Origin of the sequence: Entomomonas sp. E2T0, assembly GCF_025985425.1 — a bacterium.
GTDB lineage: Bacteria > Pseudomonadota > Gammaproteobacteria > Pseudomonadales > Pseudomonadaceae > Entomomonas.
This window is the reverse complement of sequence record NZ_CP094972.1, coordinates 2,630,097-2,655,262: the sequence shown is the minus strand read 5'-3', so window position 1 is coordinate 2,655,262 and position 25,166 is coordinate 2,630,097. Positions and strand designations below refer to the sequence as shown.

At 35.5% G+C, this 25,166-nt stretch carries 23 protein-coding genes and 1 pseudogene; 8 read left to right on the top strand and 16 right to left on the bottom strand.

Annotated features, from left to right (window positions below):
* Positions 1-2: 2 nt before the first annotated feature.
* The 13 genes from MTZ49_RS12745 to MTZ49_RS12685 all read right to left on the bottom strand — a co-directional run bounded on the left by MTZ49_RS12745 (position 3) and on the right by MTZ49_RS12685 (position 14,007).
* Complete coding sequence (locus MTZ49_RS12745) at positions 3-1,547, bottom strand: cytochrome ubiquinol oxidase subunit I (protein ID WP_264745916.1); 1,545 nt, start codon at positions 1,545-1,547, stop codon at positions 3-5.
* Between the two features lie 355 nt (positions 1,548-1,902).
* Positions 1,903-2,361, bottom strand: a complete 459-nt coding sequence (locus MTZ49_RS12740) for a DUF2946 family protein (RefSeq protein ID WP_264745915.1) — start codon at positions 2,359-2,361, stop codon at positions 1,903-1,905.
* 190 nt (positions 2,362-2,551) lie between these two features.
* Positions 2,552-4,201 (bottom strand): hydroxylamine reductase, encoded by a 1,650-nt coding sequence (gene hcp, locus MTZ49_RS12735; protein WP_264745914.1) that lies wholly within the window; start codon positions 4,199-4,201, stop codon positions 2,552-2,554.
* Between the two features lie 225 nt (positions 4,202-4,426).
* Positions 4,427-5,959, bottom strand: coding sequence for a tetratricopeptide repeat protein (locus MTZ49_RS12730; RefSeq protein ID WP_264745913.1), 1,533 nt, complete (start codon positions 5,957-5,959; stop codon positions 4,427-4,429).
* 141 nt (positions 5,960-6,100) lie between these two features.
* Complete coding sequence (locus tag MTZ49_RS12725; protein ID WP_264745912.1) at positions 6,101-6,457, bottom strand: multidrug transporter; 357 nt, start codon at positions 6,455-6,457, stop codon at positions 6,101-6,103.
* Positions 6,458-6,635: 178 nt separating this feature from the next.
* The gene (locus MTZ49_RS12720) at positions 6,636-7,271 is read right to left on the bottom strand and encodes an RluA family pseudouridine synthase (protein ID WP_264745911.1); all 636 of its coding nucleotides are present in this window, start codon (positions 7,269-7,271) and stop codon (positions 6,636-6,638) included.
* 65 nt (positions 7,272-7,336) lie between these two features.
* Positions 7,337-7,600 (bottom strand): cell division topological specificity factor MinE, encoded by a 264-nt coding sequence (gene minE / locus MTZ49_RS12715; RefSeq protein WP_264745910.1) that lies wholly within the window; start codon positions 7,598-7,600, stop codon positions 7,337-7,339.
* Positions 7,597-8,412, bottom strand: coding sequence for a septum site-determining protein MinD (gene minD, locus MTZ49_RS12710; RefSeq protein WP_264745909.1), 816 nt, complete (start codon positions 8,410-8,412; stop codon positions 7,597-7,599). The genes minE and minD overlap by 4 nt, the downstream gene beginning before the upstream one ends.
* 101 nt (positions 8,413-8,513) lie before the next feature.
* Positions 8,514-9,476 (bottom strand): septum site-determining protein MinC, encoded by a 963-nt coding sequence (minC, locus tag MTZ49_RS12705; RefSeq protein ID WP_264745908.1) that lies wholly within the window; start codon positions 9,474-9,476, stop codon positions 8,514-8,516.
* A gap of 78 nt (positions 9,477-9,554) precedes the next feature.
* On the bottom strand, positions 9,555-10,295 hold the full coding sequence (locus MTZ49_RS12700) for a ComF family protein (RefSeq protein WP_264745907.1): 741 nt from the start codon (positions 10,293-10,295) through the stop codon (positions 9,555-9,557).
* 5 nt (positions 10,296-10,300) lie between these two features.
* Positions 10,301-10,795 carry a transcription elongation factor GreB gene (greB, locus tag MTZ49_RS12695; RefSeq protein WP_264745906.1) on the bottom strand — a complete coding sequence of 165 codons (495 nt, stop codon included), beginning with the start codon at positions 10,793-10,795 and terminating at the stop codon, positions 10,301-10,303.
* 33 nt (positions 10,796-10,828) lie between these two features.
* A complete protein-coding gene (locus MTZ49_RS12690; protein WP_264745905.1) occupies positions 10,829-13,336 on the bottom strand; it encodes an ABC transporter permease in 2,508 nt (835 codons plus the stop codon).
* Positions 13,337-13,338: 2 nt separating this feature from the next.
* Positions 13,339-14,007, bottom strand: a complete 669-nt coding sequence (locus tag MTZ49_RS12685) for an ABC transporter ATP-binding protein (RefSeq protein WP_264745904.1) — start codon at positions 14,005-14,007, stop codon at positions 13,339-13,341.
* A gap of 361 nt (positions 14,008-14,368) precedes the next feature.
* On the opposite strand from MTZ49_RS12685, the gene MTZ49_RS12680 reads away from it, so the two are divergent.
* Positions 14,369-14,971 carry an arylesterase gene (locus MTZ49_RS12680; RefSeq protein ID WP_264745903.1) on the top strand — a complete coding sequence of 201 codons (603 nt, stop codon included), beginning with the start codon at positions 14,369-14,371 and terminating at the stop codon, positions 14,969-14,971.
* A gap of 148 nt (positions 14,972-15,119) precedes the next feature.
* A pseudogene (locus MTZ49_RS12675) lies at positions 15,120-16,043 on the top strand (L,D-transpeptidase family protein); the annotation flags it as partial.
* A 194-nt stretch (positions 16,044-16,237) separates the two neighbouring features.
* Here the strand turns inward: MTZ49_RS12675 and MTZ49_RS12670 are convergent.
* The 3 genes from MTZ49_RS12670 to MTZ49_RS12660 form a co-directional block, all read right to left on the bottom strand.
* Positions 16,238-17,335, bottom strand: coding sequence for an NAD(P)/FAD-dependent oxidoreductase (locus MTZ49_RS12670; protein ID WP_264745901.1), 1,098 nt, complete (start codon positions 17,333-17,335; stop codon positions 16,238-16,240).
* Between the two features lie 83 nt (positions 17,336-17,418).
* Positions 17,419-17,982 (bottom strand): SMI1/KNR4 family protein, encoded by a 564-nt coding sequence (locus MTZ49_RS12665; RefSeq protein ID WP_264745900.1) that lies wholly within the window; start codon positions 17,980-17,982, stop codon positions 17,419-17,421.
* A 170-nt stretch (positions 17,983-18,152) separates the two neighbouring features.
* Positions 18,153-18,767 (bottom strand): tRNA-(ms[2]io[6]A)-hydroxylase, encoded by a 615-nt coding sequence (locus MTZ49_RS12660; protein ID WP_264745899.1) that lies wholly within the window; start codon positions 18,765-18,767, stop codon positions 18,153-18,155.
* A gap of 92 nt (positions 18,768-18,859) precedes the next feature.
* Here MTZ49_RS12660 and MTZ49_RS12655 point away from each other — a divergent pair, with 92 nt between their 5' ends.
* From MTZ49_RS12655 to tgt, 6 genes are all read left to right on the top strand, one after another.
* On the top strand, positions 18,860-19,471 hold the full coding sequence (locus MTZ49_RS12655) for a DUF1287 domain-containing protein (RefSeq protein ID WP_264745898.1): 612 nt from the start codon (positions 18,860-18,862) through the stop codon (positions 19,469-19,471).
* A 163-nt stretch (positions 19,472-19,634) separates the two neighbouring features.
* Entirely contained in the window at positions 19,635-20,258 is a 624-nt protein-coding gene (locus MTZ49_RS12650) for an OmpA family protein (RefSeq protein ID WP_264745897.1), read from the top strand.
* A gap of 176 nt (positions 20,259-20,434) precedes the next feature.
* On the top strand, positions 20,435-21,199 hold the full coding sequence (locus MTZ49_RS12645; protein ID WP_264745896.1) for a toxin-antitoxin system YwqK family antitoxin: 765 nt from the start codon (positions 20,435-20,437) through the stop codon (positions 21,197-21,199).
* Positions 21,200-21,417: 218 nt separating this feature from the next.
* On the top strand, positions 21,418-22,890 hold the full coding sequence (locus MTZ49_RS12640; RefSeq protein ID WP_264745895.1) for an alpha/beta hydrolase: 1,473 nt from the start codon (positions 21,418-21,420) through the stop codon (positions 22,888-22,890).
* 97 nt (positions 22,891-22,987) lie between these two features.
* A complete protein-coding gene (gene queA, locus MTZ49_RS12635; RefSeq protein WP_264745894.1) occupies positions 22,988-24,016 on the top strand; it encodes a tRNA preQ1(34) S-adenosylmethionine ribosyltransferase-isomerase QueA in 1,029 nt (342 codons plus the stop codon).
* A 22-nt stretch (positions 24,017-24,038) separates the two neighbouring features.
* Positions 24,039-25,154, top strand: a complete 1,116-nt coding sequence (tgt, locus tag MTZ49_RS12630; RefSeq protein WP_264747886.1) for a tRNA guanosine(34) transglycosylase Tgt — start codon at positions 24,039-24,041, stop codon at positions 25,152-25,154.
* The last annotated feature ends 12 nt before the right edge of the window (positions 25,155-25,166 follow it).

The following is a 25,166-nucleotide window of genomic DNA, read 5'->3' as shown; positions in this document are numbered from 1 at the left end:
TCCTACTTAACTGGTTCAGTTAGCACAACAGGGCCTAAGCGAGCATATTTAAACATCAAATACATTTCCGCTATTAGTAAACCTGTATAGAACACAATAAAGCCAATTAATGATGCTAGTACAGAACCTGCACCAACAGAGGAAGGTGACAGATAAGTAGGTAATACACCAAATACAGTCCAAGGTTGACGACCATATTCAGCTAGGAACCAACCGCACATGATGGCAATCCATGGTAATGGGATGGAGTATAAGCAAACTTTAAGGAACCAACGTTTTTCTTGCATGGTATCTTTAATTGAAAGACGGAATGCATAGATAAACATGAAGATAAAGAGGAAGCCTAAGGCAACCATTACACGGAATGACCAGAATAGTGGAGCCACTTTAGGTACACTATTGTGAGCAGCCTGTTTGATAATGGCAGGTGTAGCATCCTCAACTTTTTCAACGTATTGGTGAACAAGTAGACCATAGCCTAAATCTGCTTGATGCGCTTGTAATTGTTGCATTGCCGCATCATGCTCAGCTGTTCTAGTTTTATCTTTTAGAATATTTAGTGCTAAAACTGCTTGAATACCACTAGTAATACGTTGCTCATTTTGAGCGCGAATATCTTTAATACCAGGTAGTTTAGTATCAAAAGAACGTGTAGTAATGATACCTAATACATATGGAATTCTAATTTCATAGTGGTTAGTCTCTGCTTCTTCATCAGGAATAGCAAATAGAGTAAAGCCAGCAGGAGCTTCTTCACTTTCCCACATACCTTCTAATGCTGCTAATTTAGATTTTTGAGATTGAGTAACAGAGTAACCCGATTCGTCACCTAATATCACCACACTGAAAGCTGAGGCAATACCAAAGGCAGCTGCTACACAGAAAGAGCGTTTAGCAAAGTCTATATATTTGCCTTTTAATAAATACCAACCAGAAATACCAAGCACAAACATTGAGCCTGTTACATAACCTGCAGAAACAGTATGAACAAATTTCTCTTGTGCCATTGGGTTAAAGACGATATCAGCAAAACTATTTAACTCCATACGCATAGTAATAGGGTTAAAATGCGCGCCAAGAGGGTCTTGCATCCAGCCGTTGGCAATCAGAATCAATACAGCAGAGAGGTTGGAGCCTAGTGCTAATAAGATTGTGACCAATAAGTGTTTACCTTTGGATAGTCTATTCCAGCCAAAGAAGAATAGGCCAATCATGGTAGACTCTAAGAAGAATGCCATTAAACCTTCAATAGCAAGTGGTGCACCAAAGATATCACCCACATAATGAGAGTAATAAGCCCAGTTAGTACCAAACTGGAATTCCATAGTAATACCAGTAGTCACTCCTAGAGCAAAGTTAATCCCGAAGAGTTTTCCCCAGAATTTGGTCATCTCCTTATAAATTTCTTTACCAGTAATAACATAAACAGATTCCATAATAACTAGAATCCATACCAACCCTAGCGTTAAGGGTACAAAGATAAAGTGATACATCCCAGTGATTGCAAACTGCAATCTGGCAAGATCAACAGCACTACCGTCTATCATGATTTAGCTCCTTCTGATAAAAACTGACCTGATTGCACGTTATAAATATCGTGAACATTAAATTTCACTTTATAAAGACGAACCAGTCTGTACCAGAGACAATAAAGTATCAGTACTTTTATAATTACGATTAAAAGCAAATGTTTGCTTAATGGTGGAAACCATTGTTCTCGATTTTTCATCAAAACTCTCCAATCGAGTATGTAATTAACAATCACGGTGCTTTTAATTTATGAAAGCTTATGTAGGCAGAAATGCTACAGTGCAAAACATGGCACAAACTTTCTATCAATTAAACAAACAACAAATTTATTAATTAACTATAAAAATAACGTTGAGAATATGAAAATTCTTACTAAACAATTGCTTTGGTTGAAGGAGGAGCTCTACTAAGAATGGACCAGTAGTTAAGGGAAAGAAGGTAAGGATCAGTAACCCTAATAATAGGTTGTTGTTTTGGGGGGGTAAATATGGTTGTATAAAATGCTACTAATATTGAGGCAGTATGCAATAAATCACAATAACCACAATTTACAATGTTATTGCTGTCTTCTGTATTGTTAGAGGTATCCTTTGAGAAAAGAGGTGGTTCTGTTTTAGTCTCTAAAAAATCACTAGGGTTTAGATGATTCTCTTTGTAAAACTGAGAGGCACATTCAAAATGGTTTAATGAAGGTGCATGATTAGGTGTATTTTGAGATGACTCGCCTAATAGAGCGATCGTTTGAGTAATTACTGGACAAATTGTAATCAGTAATATGGCAAACAAGCCCAAGTAAATGTTAAAACGCTTTAATGCCTTGCGTTTAAACACTGTACTCCTCCAGCGAAATAAAATGTTAATATTTTATATGCGACATTTTCTCACATATGGCTTATTACTTATATGGACAAAATGTCGCATTCCTTTATTTTATACATTTTATTACTGCTTGTCATGTTTATAAGTTATAGATAACAGGAGATTCTTATAAAAGGGATAAAAAATATCCCTTTTTATAGATTTAAGCGGCTAAAATTTTATTAAGATCTTGTTCTGCGATTGTTGTTGGATGTAAATCAAATTTTTCAACAATAATATTAATGAGGTTAGGCGTTAAAAAAGCGGGTAAGGTTGGTCCTGCATAGATGTTTTTAACGCCTAGTGATAATAGTGTGAGTAAAATAACAATAGCTTTTTGTTCAAACCAAGAAAGCACAAGTGTTAATGGCAAATCGTTAACTGTACAGCCTAATCTTTCTGATAAATGAACTGCTAGTATAACGGCTGAATAGGCATCATTACATTGCCCGACATCTATTAGTCTTGGTAGACCCTCAATGTCACCAAAGCTTTCCTTATTAAAACGATATTTGCCACAGCCTAAGGTAAGAATGGCACAGTCTTGCGGAACATTCATAGCGAAGTCATTATAGTAATTACGCTCATCACGACTGCCATCACAACCACCTACTAAGAATATATGACGTAATTTTTGTTGGCTAACAAGGTTAAGAACAGTATCTGCTGCACCTAATAATGTTTTACGAGCAAAGCCTATAGTGATTGAGTGTTCTACCTCTGTATGCTGAAAACCAGATAAACTCAAGGCTTGCTGAATAACTTTTGAGAAGTCTCTATCTGCTATATGGTTGACTTCAGGCCAGCCTACCATGCTACGTGTCCAAATACGATCTTGATAGTTGCCTACATTAGGATCAATAATACAATTGGATGTCATGATAATAGGGCCAGGAAAATCAGCAAATTCTTTTTGTTGATTTTGCCAAGCACTACCATAGTTACCTACTAGGTGTTTAAATTTATGAAAAGCAGGGTAGGCATGGGCAGGTAACATTTCACCATGGGTATAAACATTAATACCTTTGCCTTCAGTTTGTTCTAGTAGTGCATAAAGATCTTTTAAATCATGACCAGAGACAACAATACATTTACCTTTTACAGGCTTGGTATTCACAGTGGTTGGTACAGGATCACCAAAGTTACTGGTTTCTCCCTTATCTAATAATTCCATGATCCCAAAATTCATTTGACCAATAGCCATTGCATTATCTAATAATGCATTGATATCTGTTGGTTCAGTTCCAAGCCAACTCATGATTTGATGGTATTGTAAGTGTATATTATTATCAGCTTGATCTAACACATGGGCGTGTTCCATATAGGCGGCTGCGCCTTTTAAACCATATAGGCAAAGCATTCTCAAACCGTGTACATCTTCGCTAATTTCTTTTTTTGATTTTAAAGAAAAATCTTTAGCTTGTTGTTGTAATGCTTCAATGGTATTGCCCTGCAATTGTAATAAAGCAAGGGGATGATCTAATTGTACAGTAGCATCTTTAGTTTGACATTGCTTGATAAGTTGATCTCTTAATTGAATAGCTTCCATGGCATATTCAATAATACGGCTAGAATCAAAGTTAACATTGGTTAAAGTGGAGAAGAAAGCCTTAGGAGAGAAAAAATTAACTTCTGTATCAATGATATTGAGTTCATTTGCCTTAATAGCCCATGCTGATAAGCTTTGTAAAGTAGCTATTAGTAAGTCTTGTAAATCTGATGTTTCCGCTGTTTTACCACACATTCCTTTAGCATAAGCACAACCATTTCCTTGTGGCGTTCTCATTGTTTGTTCACACTGTACGCAATACATATTGAAGTACCTCATCATTTACTTGTAATAGATTTATTGTTTGTAGTAGATGAGTTATCAATTATTATACCAAAGTATAATAGTATAAGAATCAATATGATAGTGATATGATGGGTTATTATGACTAAAGTATATTGTAGTCATAATGATCTTTAGAGTTTTTTTGACATAATGAACAAGATGTACAAGTTATAGATGGCTATGTTTACTTCATATATCAATGAGTTATTGCTTGGATTGTTGTTGCCAATAATTAGCTTTTTGTAGGTCTTTTTCTACACCTAGTCCATGCTGATAGATATAACTTAATGATTGCATTGCTGCATTATTACCGAGTTCAGCAGCTTTTGTAAGCCAGTAGTAGGCTTGCTGATAGTTATGGGTAATAGATGCATCGTTCAAATAAATATTTGCTATATTAAACATGGCCTTATCATTATTTAAGGCAGCCGCTTTCTCAAACCATTGTATAGCTAATTGATTATTTTGTGCTACACCTTGACCTAGTAAGTAGGCAGAACCAATAAGATTCATAGCTTGATCATTATTTAGTTCACTAGCTTTTATAAACCAATTAATTGCCTGTTGGTAGTCTTGAGTAATGGGAGCTGTGCCATTTGCATAAAAATTACCAATGTCAATCATGGCATGGCTATCACCATTATTGGCAGCTTTGTGAAGCCAAGTAATTAACTGTTCATTATCAATTTTTATCTTAGCTGTAGCACATAAGTTGATATAGTTTTTAATAGCTTGGCGATTACCTGTTGAAGCCTCTTGTATATATTGATTAAGCTGGTTGGTATTAAGTTGATAGGTAGCTTGTTCATGACCTAATAAACTGGCTTGTTCAAACCAAGACTTTGCCTGACTTAGGTCTTGCTGGAGACCTTTGCCTGTTTGATAAATGATGCCAAGATTGTACATAGCATCACTGGAGCCAATTTTGGCGGCTTCTAAAAAGTAGTCTATTGCCTTGCTATAGTTTTGGGGTGCTACTTCACCAAAATAGTAGATGGTCCCCAAATTATAGGCGGCTTTTGCATTACCTTGCTGGAAAGCTTGCTCTAACCAATAAATGGCCTCATTAATATCTTTATCAATGCCTTCACCTGTTAGATATAAAATACCAATATTTAACATGGCTACATCATTATGATTTTTCGCTGCTTGTAAATACAAGTTAGCTGCTTGTTTAGGATCTTGTGAAGTACCTAATCCGTTATCATACAAAGTAGCAAGGTTTACCAGTGCTTTAGTATTGCCTAGCTCAACCGCCTTTTCATACCAGTATTTAGCCATTTGATAATCAGTTTCAGTAATATCACCTGCTAAATAGTGATTAGCTAGCTCATACATAGCTTCATGATCATTTTGTTCTGCTTTTTGCTCTAACAGAGAGATGATAACTTTATTGATTGTTTGGATTGCCTTGGGTTGTCCAAGTTTGGCTGCTTGTTGATACCAAGAGAGTGCTTTTTGTAAATCTTGCTTTATACCTACACCCCGATAATAAAGTGTTGCAAGACTAAACATAGCATCAGGATTTTGATTATTTGCAGATAGCTCAAACCAATAAATAGCTTTTACTAAAAAATTCTCTTGTTTGGTTGCAAAATAATGGCCAGCTATTTCTAGTTGAGCTCTACTATCACCTTGTTTAGCTTGTTTTAAAAGAGTAGGAGATATGCCTAATGCATACATTTCCTTTTTACTATTAAAAGCGAAAAGTTGTTTTATAAACGATGTAAAAGACATGAATAACACCTAACAAATATAATGATGTTATGGCAATTGTTAATGAAGTTTTAGTTTAACTAATATCAATAACTATAAAAAAAGCTGTTTATATTGCTATAAACAGCTTTTTAAAAATTTATAAAACAGTACTAAAAATAATTATTGATTATCAGCGCTGTATGCTTTATGAGTGGTTGTACAACCTAAGCAACGAGCAAAAGTTAATCGAGCAGGCTCAGCCACTAAAGCATCAGCTGCTTCACCAACATTACCACCTAATGCTGAGAAAGGTAAAGTAACTAAGAATACACCTGTTCCAATTACTGTTAGTACTGCACCCATAGGGCGAGCAATTACTAAATCACCAACCATTGCATAAGCAGGTGGTGCATTAACATCAAAACGAGGGTCTTCATATTTACTTTGTTCTGCATAGTCTGTAGCAGCATAAGCAGGCGCAACAATTATGCCTAGAGCAAGAATAAATGTAGTAGCAATCCGGCGAAGAGTATTCATTAACTCGATCCTTCTTTAAAGAACAATTCATAAACTTGTTGAAAACATTATAACATAAAGTTAATACTAACTAACTATTAATGCAACATTTTTAGCACTTATATAACTAATTTACTACAATATAGATCAATATTTTTGTAATAAATAAGCAGTTTGTAACAAATTATACAATATTTTATTAAAAAGGAGCAGGACTTTCAAAGAATAATCGTTCTTTTGTAGTTGGGTGTGTGATGGATAGCTCAGTAGCATGTAAACATAGTCGTGGTTGCTCTTCTAGAGCATCTTCATGAGCATATAACTTATCACCTAAAATAGGATGGCCAATAGATAATAGATGTACCCGTAGTTGATGAGATCTTCCTGTAATAGGGGTTAGCTCTAAACGGCTATGGTAATCATGGCGTTCTAATACTTTCCAAAAGGTTAGGGCATGGCGGCCTTGTTGATAATCTATAATATGGCGAGGTTTATTAATAGGATCATAACGTAACGGTAAATCAATAGAACCACTGTCTAAATTAGGTATTCCCCAACATAGTGCAGTATAAGATTTTTGAGTTTCTCTGTCTTGAAATTGTCGAGAAAGTTCTCGATGGCTATCAGGGTCGCGTGCTATAACTAATAAGCCAGAAGTTTCCCAATCAAGTCTATGGACTATCAATGCTTCTGGATAACCATTTTGTTGTAGGCGAGTGATTAAGCAATCTTTATTATCTTCAGCTCGACCAGGTACAGACAGTAGGTAGGGCGGCTTATTAACAATAAGAAAAGAAGGGCACTCATAGATTATTTCGATAGAAGATAACGGCATAAATATCTCTTTATATCAAAGTGCAAATAACTATATTGAGTAGTAATGAAGAAGGCGCTAATAAATTAGCGCCCTTCTGATTCAGGTAGAGTAATATTTAACTCAAGTACTGAACAGTTATCTTGAGTAGCTAACTCTACTTGTATTTGATCCTGTTCAATAGGAATATATTTACGAATTACATCTAGTAAATCTTTCTGTAATTGTGGTAAATAATCAGGTTGTGAATGTCTCCCTCGTTCGTGGGCAACAATAATTTGTAAACGTTCCTTAGCGATAGATGCACTATTGGGTTGCTTCTTGCTTCGGAAGAAATCTAGGATACTCATTCATTACCTCCGAATAAGCGTTGAAAAATTCCTTTCTTAGGTAATTCTAAGAAGCGATAAGGTACAGTTTTACCTAGCAGTCTATCTACAGCATCATTATAGGCTTGGCCTGCATCACTTTGATCATCTAATACTACAGGAATCCCTTGGTTAGAAGCTTTAAGAATAGCTTTTGATTCAGGGATGACACCAATTAGCTCAATGGATAGAATTTCTTTTACATCTTCAATACCTAACATTTCACCTTTTTCTACACGCTCAGGAGAGTAGCGAGTAACTAATAGATGTTCTTTAATAGGTGTTTCATTCTTTTCAGCACGACGTGATTTGCTCGCTAAAAGACCTAGCATACGATCAGAGTCACGCACTGAAGAAACTTCTGGATTAGTCACAACAACAGCTTCATCTGCAAAGTACATGGCAAGATGGGCACCTTTTTCAATACCAGCAGGGGAGTCGCAGATAATATAGTCAAAAGTTTCAGAAAGTTCGTTAATGACTTTTTCAACACCTTCTACGGTTAAGGCATCTTTATCACGTGTTTGGCTTGCTGCAAGAATAAAAAGGTTTTCTACACGTTTGTCTTTAATCAATGCTTGGGTTAGCGTTGCATCGCCATTAATAACATTAACAAAGTCATATACCACACGGCGTTCACAGCCCATGATTAAGTCAAGGTTTCTTAAACCAACATCAAAATCAATAACAGCTGTTTTTAAACCACGCAAGGCTAATCCTGTACCTATTGCTGCACTCGTAGTTGTTTTCCCTACGCCACCTTTACCAGAAGTGACTACAATAATTTTGGCCAAGCTTCCACCTCAATATAATAAATTTAGTTAATAGATGATAAAACTATAAAATTGCTGAACATAATAACCTTTTATAAACACCTTTTAAAGTCTAATCATACTTAAGAAAGGGGGGTAATAGTTAACTGATTTTCTTCGAGATATAACTGAGCTGGTTTTCCCCATAAAGGGTGCCGTCTTAGTTCTTCCTCAGTAATCATCTGTCCTGCAATAGAAATAAGTTCACCCGTTAAATGCGCGCAAAAAATACGTGCTTTGTTATTGCCATGGAAGCCTGCCATGGCTCTTCCACGCATAATACCGTAAATATGAATGTTACCATCTGCCATTAGCTCTGCACCAGTACTGATATTAGAGGTTACAATTAAGTCACAGTCATCAGCTTTAATTTGTTGACCACTACGCACAGGTGTTGCAACAATCATAGTAGGTTTTGGTTGATGTTTAGATTTAGTTGTTTCAGCATGTGTGGTTACATTAGCTGCAATAATCTCTCCATTGAGAGCATCTCCCTCAGTGATTATTGCTTCATTGGTTAGTTCAGGTATATTCTCATTAGTAACAATAGCAGTATCTATAGCTTGCTGTGCTTCTTCTATAGGGAGTTGCTGTTGTCCATCAGCAGATACTTGTTGTTCTGGCTCTGGCGTTTCAGTTATAGGCTCTGTTGAGGTTGGTTCTGCAACAATAGGACGATTAACTGCAATTTCAATAAGTTTTTCTCTAGCGCCTGTTGGAGGTAATACAACTAAACCTAATTTGTGGGCTGTGATCACTGATTTTTCATCATCTGTACGCAAGCCCATTAGTTGAATATTGAATTCTTTAAAAAGAGTAATTAACCCTTTAAGTTCTACTTTTGTTAAAGGGATATCTAGTTTATCAATACTTAGTACCATTGGAATGGTACCAAAAAACTCTGGTGCTTCTTTAACCTTAGCAGTGAGTTCTTTTGTTAGACGTTCAATATTAAAATGAGCAAGTTCAAATACAGTGATGGCCAGCATAGTTCCTTTAAGTTGAAAGGTTGGCTGTTGAGAGGTATCAGAAAATGGTTTGCTCATACTATGTCCATTGTCAATTTAAAATTTAGTGCGAAATTATAGTACAAATCACTGGTTAATAGATAATAAACTTAGGTTTTATTTAAAAGTTTGTGGCGTTCTAGCAATTGTATAAATATCCACTCTGGTAGCGCCTGCTTTATAGAGTATTTTAGTTAAAATATTAGCTGTTGCACCTGTGGTAACCACATCGTCAACAATAGCTAAATGTGCATTGTTAATATTGATAGAAGGATTAATATTAAATGCATTTTTTAAGTTTTGTAATCGCTTTTTAGCAGAAAGTTGTTGTTGGGGTGGTGTATCTATCACCCTAGTAAGTAAATGGTATTGGGTGGGTATAGTTAAATTTTTACCTAACCATTTAGCAAGCATTTCTGCTTGGTTAAAACCTCGTTGTCGTAATCGTTGTTTAGACTGTGGGACAGGGATTAAATACTGTGGTTTGGCTAAGCTATTATTATAATTTTGCTGTAAGTATTCTATTAATAGTGATGCTAGTAGATACCCCATAGGCCATTGTTGTTGGTATTTAAATTTAGCAATAAGTTGGGCAATAGGGAAGTCATAACGATAAGGGGCTATAATCTTATGATAGCTAGGAGGTTGTTGTAGACATTGTCCACAAATACCCTGATGTGGAATAGGTAAACCACAATATTGACAACCTTGTATTATAGCAGGTAAATCTTTTCTGCAATCGTCACAAATAGCTAATGTGCTGTTTTTAATTGTTGTTAGGCACAGTAAACAAGTAGGTCGTAGGGTAAGCCAAAAAGGCTTAAGTTTTTTAAGAACCGCAAACAAGCTATTGGTCATAACATTTAATAAGTTATATCTAGAATATACCAACGTTTAATACCCGTTGGTGTTTGTACCATTACTTCTGCATCTAATGTTTTTCCTAGTAATGCTCTGGCTAGAGGAGAGTCAATACTAATATGATTGTTTTTTAAGTCTAATTCATCGGGGCCGACAATACGGCAACGCATTTCTGTACCTTGTTCATCCTCTAAACTAACCCATGCAGCAAAATAAACTTTTGTTTGATCGGTAGGTGGTTGATCTACTACTTTTAATGCTTCTAGACGTTTAGTTAGAAAACGTACACGGCTATCTATTTCCCGTAGCATTTTTTTGCCATAGGTATATTCAGCATTTTCAGAACGATCACCTTGGGCAGCTGCTTCACTAACTGATTGGGTGATTTTGGGGCGTTTTACATGCCATAACTCATGTAGTTCAGCCCGTAATTTAGCTTCACCTTCTGGGGTAATAAGAGCAGTACCAGCTTTTCGTGGTGGACGATAACGACTCATAGATTCTCTAAAATATTAGCATTTTTAAATAAATTAACCTTCGCGCAATACTTGTAGGGGGCTACTATTAATGGTACGTCGAGTGCCCCATACACCTATGCAGCCAATAAGTATCGCCCCAATCACAGGTAATATCAATAACCAAGGATGAAAGTGCCAACTAATTTTTAAAGTAAAGTGGTACAGTAATCCACTAATCACTTCACAACCTATTGCAGCTAAACCACCAGCCATAGCACCTAATAAAGCAAACTCTGCAATTTGTGTTTGTTTTAGTAGTTGTCTTTTGGCACCTAATGTTCTTAATAAAGCACCTTGGCGAATACGATTATCTAACGTGGATTGTAAGCCAGCAAATAGCACCGTAATACCTGCCAATAAGACAAATAATAAAATATATTCTACAGCAATAGTCACTTGAGAAAGGATGGTATTTAATTGTTTTAGTAACCCATCAATATCCAGCAAGGTAACAGTTGGAAAATTTCTTGCTAGTTCAACAATTTCTTTATCGTGCCCAGTAGCAATATAAAAGCTTGTTAAATAAGTAGCAGGTATGTTTTGTACACTTTCTGGATCAAAGATTACAAAGAAGTTTGGTTGAAAATTATCCCAATTAATTTTCCGTGTACTGGTCATAATGGTTTTATATTCAACACCACCAATTACAAAGGTCAGTTGATCACCTATATTGGCTCCTAAACTTTTTGCTAATTCGTCTTCTAAAGAAACTTTAACTAATGTTTTATCTTCAGTTGAGTCAGACCACCATGCACCACTGGTAATGATATTTTCACTGGGCAGTTCTGCTGTCCAAGTCAAGCTAAGGTCACGGTGGGTAGCATTATCTCCACGACCTGTTAAGTTTAGTTGCGCAACAGGCGTTCCTTTTACTTCTGTTAAGCGTCCAGCAATAATTGGATAATAGGGAGCAATATGGTTAGACAGTTGCTTTACCTGTTCTTGAAATAGCGGTAATTCAGCATCAGTAATATTCATAGCAAAATAGTTAGGCGCATTTTTCGGAAGTTGCTTTTGCCATGTATCTAATAATTCACTACGTAGTAAGATAATCAAAGCCATAGCCATTAAAATAACACCAAAGGCTAAAATTTGACCAATAGCACGTATTGGATAGTGGAGTAATTGTCCTAATCCTAATCGCCAAGGTAAAGAGGCTTTTGTTAATAGTTTTCTTAAACCTTTTAATCCCCATAATAATAGGCCACCTAGCATAGCAATAGCTATTAAGCCGCCTCCCATTAGTGAAAGAGTTAACCTAATATCTAAACTAAGTCTCCACATGATAATGGCTAAAGCTAGGATAGCAAGACCGTAAACAAACCAACTACGAGGAGGTGTAGGGAAAATGTCTTGGCGTAAGACACGGATTGGTGGTGTATTACCCAATGCGGCTAAGGGCGGAATAGCAAAGCCTGCCAAAGCAATTAAGCCTGTAGCTATACCAGCTAAAGCTGGAGATAGGCCAACAGAAGGAAGAACGCCACTAACTAATCCAGCAAGTAATTTAAATAAACCTAATTGTACTAACCAACCTAAAGCAGCGCCTAAGATACAGGCGATTAAGCCAATATAAGCAAGTTGCAGTGTATAAAGTATTAGCACTTGCTTGCGTGATAGACCTAAACAACGCAGTAATGCACTACTATCAAAACGTTGAGTAGCAAACTGATTGGCTGAGAGAGCAACTGCTACACTGGCTAACAAGATAGCTACTAAGCTAGCTAAGTTTAAATAGTTTTCACCTCTACTCAGTGTATTGTTTAGCTGAATATTGCCATCTTTCCCTGTTAAAATACGTTGGTGAGGGGCAATGGTTGGTGTGATTTTGGTGTGATATTGATTGATGGCTTCTGCTGTACCTGCCCAAAGTTGCCGATAACTAGCACGACTACCAGGTTGTATGGCATTGGTGGCAGGTAGATCAGACATATTCATAAGAATATGAGGGTTTAACGTATAAAAATCCATTGAGCGATCAGGTTCATAAGTTAGAATTTTGGTGACGCGTAATTGAGCATTACCAATATTAATCATATCCCCTAAGTTAACGTTTAATGCGATAAATAAGCGTTGTTCAGCCCATACTTCACCAGCAGGAGGGCCATTAGATGTTGTTTGTTCTGTTATATCAAAAGCAGTTTTGTATTTTAGTTGTCCACGTAAGGGATAGTTATTATCTACCGCTTTAACACCTACTAACTGCATCTCATCTTGATTAATGACAACAGTACTAAAAGAAACTGTTTTGGCTTGTGTTAAGCCTAGTTTTTCACCTTCATTAATTTGTTCAGTGGTTGCAGGAGAACTACCACTAATAACAAGGTCTGCCGCTAAAAATTCACCAGCTTTTGTCTCCATTGAAGCTTGTAAACGAGCACTAAAGTAACCAATAGCGGTGCTACAAGTAACAGCTATCATTAAAGCAAAGAATAAAATTCGTAACTCGCCTGCTCTTATATCTCTTAACAGTTGCCTAAAAGCGAGAGAGAATAATTTGATAGGAACCAGCTTACTCATCCTTAGTTAGCCTCATTTGTAAGTTGACCCGCTTCAATTTGAATTTGTCGTTGACAACGTTTCGCGAGTCGTTCTTCATGAGTTACTAATACTAGTGTTGTAGATTGTTCTCTATTAAGTTCAAATAATAAATCGCTAATATGTTCGCCTGTATGAGTATCTAAATTACCTGTTGGCTCATCGGCAAATAATATTTTAGGGTTTGAGGCAAAGGCACGAGCAATAGCAACTCTTTGCTGTTCACCACCTGATAGCTGTTTAGGGTAGTGATGCAGGCGATGTTTTAATCCTACTCTTGCTAATAATTGGTGTGCTTGTTTGTTAGCATTACTATTTCCCTCTAACTCCAAGGGTAACATGACATTTTCTAATGCTGTTAATGTATCAAGCAATTGAAAAGATTGAAAAACAAAACCAACATTCTCAGCCCTTACGGCAGCACGCTGATCTTCATTTAATTGATTGAGTATTTTTCCTGCTAATGTAATAGTGCCAGAGCTAGGTGTATCTAAACCAGCAAGTAGTCCTAATAATGTTGATTTACCTGAACCTGAGCTTCCTACAATGGCTAAACTATCACCTGCTTTAAGATCAAAACTAATGTCTTGTAAAATGACAAGGTCTTGTTCACCCTTAATCACTTTTCCAACTTGCTGTGCACTCAAAATCATACTGTTATAACCCCTTGTATATAAATAAAAATATAAGGACGACAGGTAATATTTTTATTTATATTCCCATTCTATTTTTTAATTTAATAACTATTTTAAAAAGTATATTAAAGTAACTACAATATTTAATATGTATATATTTAATTCTAATGTTTAATTTTAAAACTATATAACACATGGTTGTATGGTTATTAAATAATATAACTATTCAATATCAAATAGTTACGCTCGGCTTTTAAGAAGTTATAAAAATACTTAATTATCAATAGGGTCGGTGTAATATTTAGACAATAAAGGATGGTTGTAAAGAGAAGGTATCTTGTTTTAAATTGAAGATACTTTTGCTTATAGGATTGCTCAGATGTTTAAAAGAATGCTAATTATTATCATGGCATTATTTACTATACCTATTGCTAGCGGCAAAACATTGCTTATTGTGGGGGATAGTATTAGTGCAGGTTTTGGTATTGAGGTCAGTCAAGGCTGGGTAAATTTACTAGAGCAACGCTTAAAAGATAAACAATATAATTACCAATTAATTAATGCATCTATTTCGGGTGATACTTCAACGAATGGTGTTGCAAGGTTACCTAATTTATTAGAGAAATATAAGCCAGATGTGGTGGTAATTGAATTAGGTGGTAATGATGGTCTGCGTGGAACACCACCAAAATTAATTGAAAAAAATTTAACACAAATGGTAAGTCTTGCTAAACAACAAGCAACAGTATTATTGGTGGGAATACAATTACCACCAAACTATGGCCAGCAATATTTAGATCGATTTGTAGCTGTTTATCCAACTGTGGCGAAGGAACAAGAAGTGGCTTTATTACCTTCTATTGTAGTGAATACAGGGGGTAATCCAGATTTAATGCAGACGGATGGGGTACATCCTAATACTAAAGGGCAAGCAATTATAATGGAAGATGTTTGGCAGAAGTTACAACCATTATTAAAGTGAATATAAACAAATAATTAATAACTTATAAAATTGTTGTAGTTTATTACTATTTAGTACTATAAGGTTGATTATAAACTGGTTAAAATGGCGAACATTTTAAAATAGCCAAAATTTTTAATATTATTAATTTTTAGGTTGAGTGGGGTGCATGGTGCGTTTGTCTAGAGTTATTATTAGTAGTCTTTTATGGGGTGCCTTGGCTACTAATGTATTTGCAGTTCAGTATAAATTGCCTGCAGAAGGTGAAGATTTAATCGGACAGATGCAGATTATTAAAGCTAAGTATGAAGATACGTTTGTTGATTTAGGTGATACTTATAGCTTAGGTTATAGTCAAATGATTGCCGCAAATCCTGGTATAGATGCTTGGTTGCCTGGTGAGGGTACAGATATTTTATTACCTACTCGCTATATTTTACCTGATAGCGCTCGTGAAGGTATTGTAATTAATTTGCCAGAGTATCGTCTCTATTATTATCCAAAAGGTCAAGATATTGTCTATACGTTTCCATTAGGTATTGGTCGTGAAGGTTGGGGCTCACCTTTAGGCGCTACTAAAGTAGTGGGCAAAGTTAAGGATCCTTCTTGGGTTCCACCTGCTTCAATACGCAAAGAGCATGCTGAAGATGGTGATCCACTACCCGCAGTAGTACCACCAGGTCCAGATAATCCATTAGGCCCTTATAAGATACAGTTAGGATTTAGTGGTTACTTAATTCATGGTTCTAATAAACAATTTGGCATTGGTACACGTACTAGCCATGGTTGTTTTAGAATGCTGAATCCTGATGTTACTTATCTATTTGGTATTTTACCAATGGGTACAAAGGTTACTATTGTGACTCAACCTTATAAAATAGGTGTTGAGAATGGAAAGATTTATTTTGAAGCACATAAGGCTTTAGATGAACATCCTGCACCAGATGTAGAGCAATTTATCTTGAATGCTCAGAAACGATATAATAACCCTAATTTTGTGGTAGATATGTCGCTTGCTAAGATGGTTGCTAGTCACCACGACGGTATTCCTGTGCAAATAGGTAATACGGAAGGAATTCCGATGCAAACACAGGTAGTTGAAGAAGCGCCAGCAACACCTGAAGAAGGTGCTAACCATGCTGAAAATGCAGATCAACAAAGAGAAGAGCATAAAGAGCAAGAAGCACAAAAGTTAAATGATTTATCTGAAGGTATAGAAGAATAATAAAGTATTAATGGGTAGTTAGTAAATTTAGATGACTAACTATCCATTAAAAATTAATTAGTTTAGAGTAGGGTAACTACATAATCTGCTATAGCCAATGAAGCAGTCAACCCAGGTGACTCTATTGCAAATAGATTAATTAATCCATTAACTCCATGAGTTGTTGAACTATCTATTCTAAAGTCCGCAGCTGTTGCTCCTTGGGGAGTGATTTTAGGCCTTATACCACTGTAGGCAGCCTGTAATGTATCATCAGGAAGGTTAGGCCAATAATTACGAATAGCCGCATAAAATTTATTACAACGCTGTTGATCTACTGAGTAGTCAAGTTCAGTAATCCATTCTACATCAGGGCCAAAGCGAGCTTGGCCTGCTAAGTCAAGTGTTAGATGTACCCCAAGGCCACCTGCTTCAGGTACTGGATAGATTAAATGAGAAAAAGGTGCACGTTTTGCTAAGCTGAAATAACTACCTTTTGCATAATACTCTTTAGGGATATATTGCTTTGGCAATCCTGCAAAGTTTTGAGCTAATTGAGTAGCATAAAGTCCAGCACAATTGATCACCTTTTTAGCTAATAACTGAAAAGGTTCGTCTCCAGCGATTGTTAGGATAATCCCTTCAGCAGTTAATTTGGCAGATTGAACAGGACTATTAAGCGCAATCATTCCACCGTTAGCTTCTAAATCACCTTGTAAGGCAAGCATATAACCATGACTATCAATAATACCTGTGCTGGGTGAAAGTAGAGCGCATGTAGCATTAAGTTCAGGTTCTAATGCGGTAACTTGATCTTTATCTAACCAAGTTAATGGAGGTACATTGTTAGCAGACGCTTGTCTTTGAAGCGCTTGTAATTCTTTAATTTGATTATTATTAGTGGCAACAATTAGTTTGCCACAACGTTTAAAGTCTACATTATGCTGTTCACAATACTCATAGAGTAATTGATTACCTTGTACACAAAGTTTTGCTTTTAACGAGTTAGTAGAGTAGTAAATACCTGCATGAATTACTTCACTGTTACGAGAGCTTGTTTCAGTACCAATAGCTGTTTCTTTTTCAATAATAATAACATCATTACCAATTACAGCTAACTTTCTCGCAATAGCTAGGCCAACTACACCAGCACCAATTACAACGTAATCTATTTTATCCATCTTTAGTTATTCGTTAATTATTTTGATTAGTAAATTATATAAAGTAGTAAAACTATTAATTAGGTTAATAATAAAATAAATAATTATAATTTTTGAGCTTTTTCATAGGGTACTAGTAAATTAAGCAAAACAGAAAAAGAGTCAGCTACAAAAACTAGTTTTGATTCATCAAAATCTATAAGTGATAAATCACTGAAATTATATAAGTAAATAGGGTTTGTTCCATCAGCTTTTAGTCCCATTAAATACTCATCACCACCCAGTGAGCAAGCAATAGGTAGGTAGTTGTAACGATCATCTTTGAAGAAGTCTTTTTTGTTAAGAACTAACAGATCATTCATTGAGCTAGTTTGAAATGGACAGTTAAAAGGGTAAAAGTGATCTACTGTACTCTCAATAGTAGGAATATAATAGTAATTTGGATATCCACCATTGATAGTGAGTAAAAAGTTAGAATAATCTTCTGGTAATTGAATATTAGTTTGTTCTTCAAATAATGCTATATCTTCAAGTGTTGGCAGAGGTTGATTATAAGCTTCTAATAGTTTCTTTTGAAGTTGCAAATTGCTGTTCTTGAAGCCATTAATATTTTTTACAGTCTCTGATGATTTTGAAGTATAACCAAATTTTTTAAATGTTAAGCTCATTACTCTAAACCTGCATTGTAGCAATGGGACGCTAAATTTGTACAATAATAAACGGTTTATGGAATTTATTTTAAGTTATTAATTGATGATACTAATTTAGTAACTTATAGAGTTATTATTGCATAAGTTATAAGTTTGTTATAGAGGAATTTATACAGAAAATGTTATTTTTATATTACAGCGCCACTATGGAATCTGAAAGTATTATCAGGAGTTAGAATGGCTTGTTTTTCTATTTCTGCAAAGAAAGCCACACGTTCATCAATTGGTTCAGGAGAGTACTTTTCAGCTAGTTTTAAATAGTCTTGGTAGTGACGACCTTCTGACTTTAAAAGAGATAAATAAAATTTTGCTAACTCATCATCTACATAGGGGGCAACCCGATAAAAGCGCTCACAAGAACGAGCCTCGATAAAGGCACCTATAATTAAAATATCAATCATACGTTCTGGGTCAGGTTTTCTTAGATGTTTACGTAATCGTTGAGCATATTGTGCTGCTTCTAAAAATACATATTCGATATTACGCTTTTTCATGATGGCAGCTACTTGCTCAAAATGGCGTAATTCTTCACGGGCTAAGCGAGAAAGTTTATATTGTAAATCTTCGAATTCAGTATAACGGACTATTAAGTTTAATGCGGTAAAAGCAGCTTTTTTTTCACAATTAGCATGATCAATTAATAAAATAGCTTCATTTTCTTTTTGCTTGGCTTGTTCTAACCAAGAATCAGGTGTAGGACAGAGTAAAAATTGTTCTATTTCAGGAAGTAGCTGTATAGTCATTATTAAAATATAATTAATTGATTGAAAGTATAGAATTTTAGCATTCTTACTATTAAAACATAAAGTGGGTTTTTATAAAGAGTAAATGATAGATGATAAGCGTCAAGGGAAAGGAGTTAAGAATATTACATTGGTTGAAGGGTATTATTGTTATTTTGATTTGTTTGCCTATTTTTAGTTGGGCTAATAATGTTCAAATAGCAACAGCTGCTCAAGATCAAGTAGGTAAAACCCTTATATATGATCCTAGCTATACATTATTAGCTTATCCAATGGGTGATATTCCATTAATACGGGGTGTTTGTACCGATGTGGTAATTCGAGCTTTAAGAAGTAGTCATAAGGTCGACTTACAGCAGTTGGTTCATGAAGATATGCGTCAGCAGTTTGCGGTATACCCTAAAACATGGGGATTAACTAAGCCTGATAAAAATATAGACCACCGCCGTGTACCAAACTTAGAAGTATTTTTTAAGCGTCAAGGAAAAAGTTTACCAATTACTCAGCAATCTCAAGATTATCAGGCAGGTGATATTGTTTCATGGCGTTTGGATAATGGTCGACCTCATATTGGTATTGTATCAACTAATATGAATGACAATGAAACACGACCACTGATTATTCATAACATAGGTTGGGGCGCACAAGAAGAGGATGTGTTATTTGACTGGCAAATGATTGGTCATTATCGTTACTATAAATAGCGCTGTCACATAGCTTATAAGGGTTTATACATTTAGGTTGGTAATATGCTGAATGCTTTGTTACAAAATGAATATAACTAAACTTAAATCAATGACTAGGATGTGATAGGATGTTACGATTTATAATATCCTGAAAACATCCTTAATTTGCCCTGAAAGTATTATGCCTATATTTAATTCAATGAAAGCTGTGATGGCTAGTGTGTTATTAACAAGTCTCTTAACTGCTACTGGCTGTTCTAGCCCAGAGCCTCAACAACAGGTTATTCAAGTAAAAAGGGGTGGAGTAACTTATACCTCTACCTCGATTAATGAAGCTATGGTTAAACAAGCGATAGCAGGCTCTAAATTTGTAATGGAAACAAGGGGTGATAGCATTGTAATTGTTATGCCTGTAAATGCTAGCTTTAATGCTAAGCGGCAAGATGTTTTATTACCAGTGACATTAACACCATTAACTAAGATTGCTAAATTAGTGAAGCAAGACACTAATAGTGTGGTAGTTATTGTAGGACATACTGATGATACAGGTGGGGCAGCTGTTAATAATGAACTGAGTTTAAAGAGAGCTAAGAGTGTTGGTTCAGTGTTTAATGTAGCAGGATTACCACGTAGACAGGTTTTTTCTACAGGTGTAGGCTCTAATCAACCAATTACTACTAATAAAACTTCAAAAGGCCGTGAGCAAAATAGACGTGTTGAATTAATTATTGTTCAAAAGCAAGATAGGGATATAGCTACGTTAGCCAATTTATATGCAGTAACAAATTATCAGAAAAATAATTAATTTTTTGTTTTATTATTAGCTAAAAATATGATCAGTTTAAATTGAGTTTATTAAACTGTAGGCTAAGTTACTGCTAGAAATTATAAGAGTTGAGAGATAGATGATTGTCACTAATATTAATGAAATAACTGATATTAAGTTAAATAGATCAATTATTTTGATGGGAATTTAGTGAAATGAAAAAGTTGTTAGTCACTGTATTTATTTGTTTAAGTGTTAGTAATACAGTGAGTTATGCTCAAGAACAGACAACTACTGTTACAGAAAAAGAATCTATTACAGCCAATAAAGCTAACAGTGAACAAGAAAGTGTCATTGAAAGTGAGTCAGTCGTTGTTAGCGAAGTAGTTGAGACAGATGATAATAAAAATATAGATCAACATGCCAATCAAGTGGTATTACACATTTTAGTACAAGGTGATGATTTTTATCGAATTGATAAAGGGCAAAAGGGTATGTTTTTTATTATCCAAGATTTTTATAATTCAGGTGAAAAAAGAACAGATCCCTATTTAATTACTAATATAGAACAGGCTAAACATCAAAATTTTGATGCGGTAAATTATGACCATATGGATGTTAATGGTTTGTTAATTGTCTGGTTTAAAAATGGCCAAGTTGAACAAAAGGGTGTATTTGACCAAGGACAACGAAAAGGCTTATGGGTATCTTGGTATGAAAATGGTCAAAAGAAATCATCAGGTCACTATAAAGAAGGGCTAAAAGAAGGACAGTGGACCGTATGGTACCAAAATGGTAGAAGAATGCAAAAAGGCTATTACAAAACTGATAAAAGGGAAGGTGTTTGGATTTATTGGTATGGTAATGGTAGGAAAAAAGAAGCTGGTCGCTATAAAGAAGATCAACGAGTAGAACGTTGGAGTCATTGGGATGATACAGGTAAGTTAGTTAAAGATGTAATAAAAGAAACTGTAGAATAGAATGTCAATACAGTGACATTATTGAATTAAATACCTTAAAAATTTTAAGTAGAATAATTAATAATAAACTATTATATGATTTGAATGTGAATCGATCTCTAAGGATTACTTTTTATCGGCTTAAATAAAACAAACTTACAATGATATGATAGTTATATCCCTTAGATTGAGAAAAGGGCGTTTTACATAAAAATACAGATCTATGGAATAACAATTAAATGCGAACTCCTCGTTGGTTAAAAAGATGGTTTAGACGAATAACTAGGGCTGTTATTGTTATTGTCATAACACTTTTAATCATTCGTATTTATGATACGCAGCGAGGGGCTCCTTTAGAACTGTGGCATACAGTAACTCTCCATGAGCTGACTGCTAGACAAATTGATAGAACAGATTGGCAGGGTTATTTAAAAGCAGAACAACAAGTATTTGATGAACTAAAAAATAAAGTAACTGATAAAATGCATAATGATGGTCGATATGCATTAAACCGTTATGCAATAAATAGTTCAATTTATCCAGAACACTTTAAACAAAATTGGAATCGTTCTTTTTTATTAAAACCTGAAGGTAAGCCCAGCGGTGCAGTGGTTTTATTGCATGGTTTAACGGACTCTCCTTATAGTTTAAGAAATATAGCATTCCACTATCAAAGGCGAGGGTTTGTCGTAGTAGCTGTTCGAATGCCCGCACATGGTACAGTTCCAGGTGCTTTGACAGAAGTGCATTGGGAGGACTGGTTGGCAGCTACACGTCTAGCTGTTAGAGAGGCACAACGTTATATTGAGCCATCACAACCCTTTCATATTGTAGGTTATTCTAATGGTGGTGCATTAGCATTAATTTATACATTAGACGCGCTTGATAATTCTCAGTTAGCAAAACCTGATCAGGTTATTTTAATATCTCCTATGATAGGGGTAACTAGTTTTGCTCGTTTTGCTGGTCTAGCAGGTTTACCTTCAATATTTCCTCCTTTTGCTAAAGCTGCGTGGATTGATCTAGTGGCTGAATATAATCCATTTAAATATAACTCTTTCCCTGTTAATGGTGCGCGCCAGTCTTATGAGCTAATCAATGCCTTACAGAAACGTTTACTGAATATTGGAGATGAAAAAATAGCGCAACTGCCTCCCATATTAACATTTCAATCTGTGGTAGATAGTACAGTTACTGCTCATTCAGTAATAACGCTTTATAATTTGTTATCGAATACTCATCATGAGTTGGTATTGTTTGATGTAAATAAGACTGTCAAATTGGGGCCGCTATTAAAAGATAAAGCCTATAATGCAGTTACTGAGTTATTACCTAAGCCACCAAGAATATATCAAACAACGGTTATTACTAATAAGTCTCCAGATACTAATGAGGCGGTGGCTTATATTACTAAGCCTTTACAAACAGAACAGCAGATTTATGATTTGGGTTTAGATTATCCAGCGGATATTTATTCACTTTCACATATTGCCTTACCATTTCCAGAGTCTGATTCGCTTTATGGACGTTATCCAGAAAAACGAGCAGAATTTGGTATTAGCATAGGCGTATTAGCTATTCGTGGAGAAAGAGGAGTGTTAGTGACAAGTTTAGATAATCTATTGCGTGCTTCTGCTAATCCTTTTTATCCTTATTTATTAGAGCAAATAGATAATAAGATTGATACATCATTGCAGAAAAAACAGCAATAATGCCAATTTAATTGTAAAATTATTATTCTTTACTTGTTGTTGTATTCAATCATCGTTACCATTGCGCCTTATTTTTTGTTAAGCATTATTTCTATCCATGCGTGTTGCTGATTTTAATTTTGAATTGCCAGATAATTTAATCGCTCGTTATCCTTTACAAAACAGGACAGCTAGCCGTTTGCTTGTTCTTGATGGCCCATCAGGAAAGATTGATCATAAGCATTTTACAGATTTATTAAGTTATCTTAATACTGGTGATTTAATGGTATTTAATAATACTAAGGTAATTGCCGCACGTTTGTTTGGCCAAAAAGAAACGGGTGGCAAAGTCGAGGTATTGATTGAACGATTATTGGATACCTATAAGGTGCTTGCGCATGTAAAAGCAAGTAAAGCCCCTAAAGAAGAAACAGTCATAGTATTTAATGAGCAAATACAGGCTACTATGTTAGCAAGACATGGTTCGTTATTTGAATTGGTTTTTAACCAACCCGTATTAGAAATATTAGAGCAAATTGGACATGTTCCATTACCGCCTTATATTGATCGCAGTGATGAATTAGCAGATAAGCAACGTTATCAAACAGTCTATGCGAAAAATGAGGGTGCTGTTGCGGCTCCTACAGCAGGACTACATTTTGATGAAGCATTATTAGCTGCAATTAAAGAAAAAGGTATAGATACTGCTTTTGTGACATTGCATGTAGGTGCAGGTACTTTTCAGCCTGTACGAGTGGAAACTATTGAAGATCACCATATGCATAAAGAGTGGTTGGAGGTTTCAGCACAAGTAGTAAAGGTTATAAAGGATTGTAAGAAAAGAGGCGGACGAGTTATTGCGGTAGGGACTACCAGTGTGCGTTCGTTGGAAACAGCCGCTTTAGAGGGGGAGTTAAAACCTTTTAGTGGTGATACTGACATCTTTCTATATCCAGGTAAACCGTTTCATGTGGTAGATGCGTTAGTGACTAACTTTCATCTGCCTGAGTCTACTTTATTAATGTTGGTGTCTGCTTTTGCAGGTTATGATGCTGTAATGGAAGCATATAAAGTTGCTGTAGCAGAACAATATAGGTTTTTTAGTTATGGGGATGCGATGTTTATTACTCGTAATCCAAAGGCATAAGGAAGGTTAATTAATGTCTTTTATGCAATTTGAGTTATTAGCAACTGAAGGTAAGGCTAGACGTGGTCGTTTAACTTTTCCTCGTGGTACAGTGGAAACTCCTGCTTTTATGCCAGTAGGTACCTATGGCACAGTAAAGGGAATGTTACCGAGAGATATTAAAGATATTGGCGCAGAAATTATTTTGGGTAATACTTTTCATCTTTGGTTAAGACCAGGCACTGAAATTATTCAAAAGCATGGTGATCTCCATGATTTTATTCAATGGGATAAACCTATATTAACTGACTCAGGTGGTTTTCAAGTGTTTAGCTTGGGTGCTTTACGTAAAATTAAAGAAGAGGGCGTTACTTTCTCTTCACCTATTGATGGCGCTAAAGTGTTTATGGGGCCAGAGGAATCTATGCAAGTTCAACGTGCATTGGGTTCTGATATAGTGATGATTTTTGATGAATGTACACCCTATCCAGCAGACTTTGAGACAGCTAAACAGTCAATGGAGCTTTCCTTGCGTTGGGCTAAGCGTTCAAAAATAGCCCATGCTGATAATCCTGCTGCATTATTTGGAATTATTCAAGGTGGTATGCATCAAGACCTTAGAATGAGATCATTAGAAGGTTTAACGGAAATAGACTTTGATGGTTTAGCAATCGGTGGTCTTTCTGTTGGTGAACCTAAAGAAGAAATGATTAGGGTGTTAGATTTTTTACCTACCCAAATGCCAGCAGATAAACCACGTTATCTAATGGGTGTGGGTAAACCTGAAGACTTAGTCGAGGGTGTAAGGCGTGGTATCGATATGTTTGATTGTGTAATGCCTACCCGTAATGCTCGTAATGGTCATTTATTTGTGGATACTGGAGTAGTCAGGATTAGAAACTCTATTCACAAACATGATACAACAACACTGGACGCTACGTGTGATTGTTACACTTGTCAGAATTTTTCTAAATCCTATTTACATCATTTAGATAAATGTGGCGAGATGTTAGGCGCCATGTTAAACAGTATTCATAACTTACGATTTTATCAAAAGTTAATGAATGATTTGCGTAATGCCATTTTACAAGGTAAATTGGCAGCTTTTGTAGATGAATTTTATAATAAGCGTGGATTAGTTACGCCACCTTTAAACTAAATCCGCATTTTT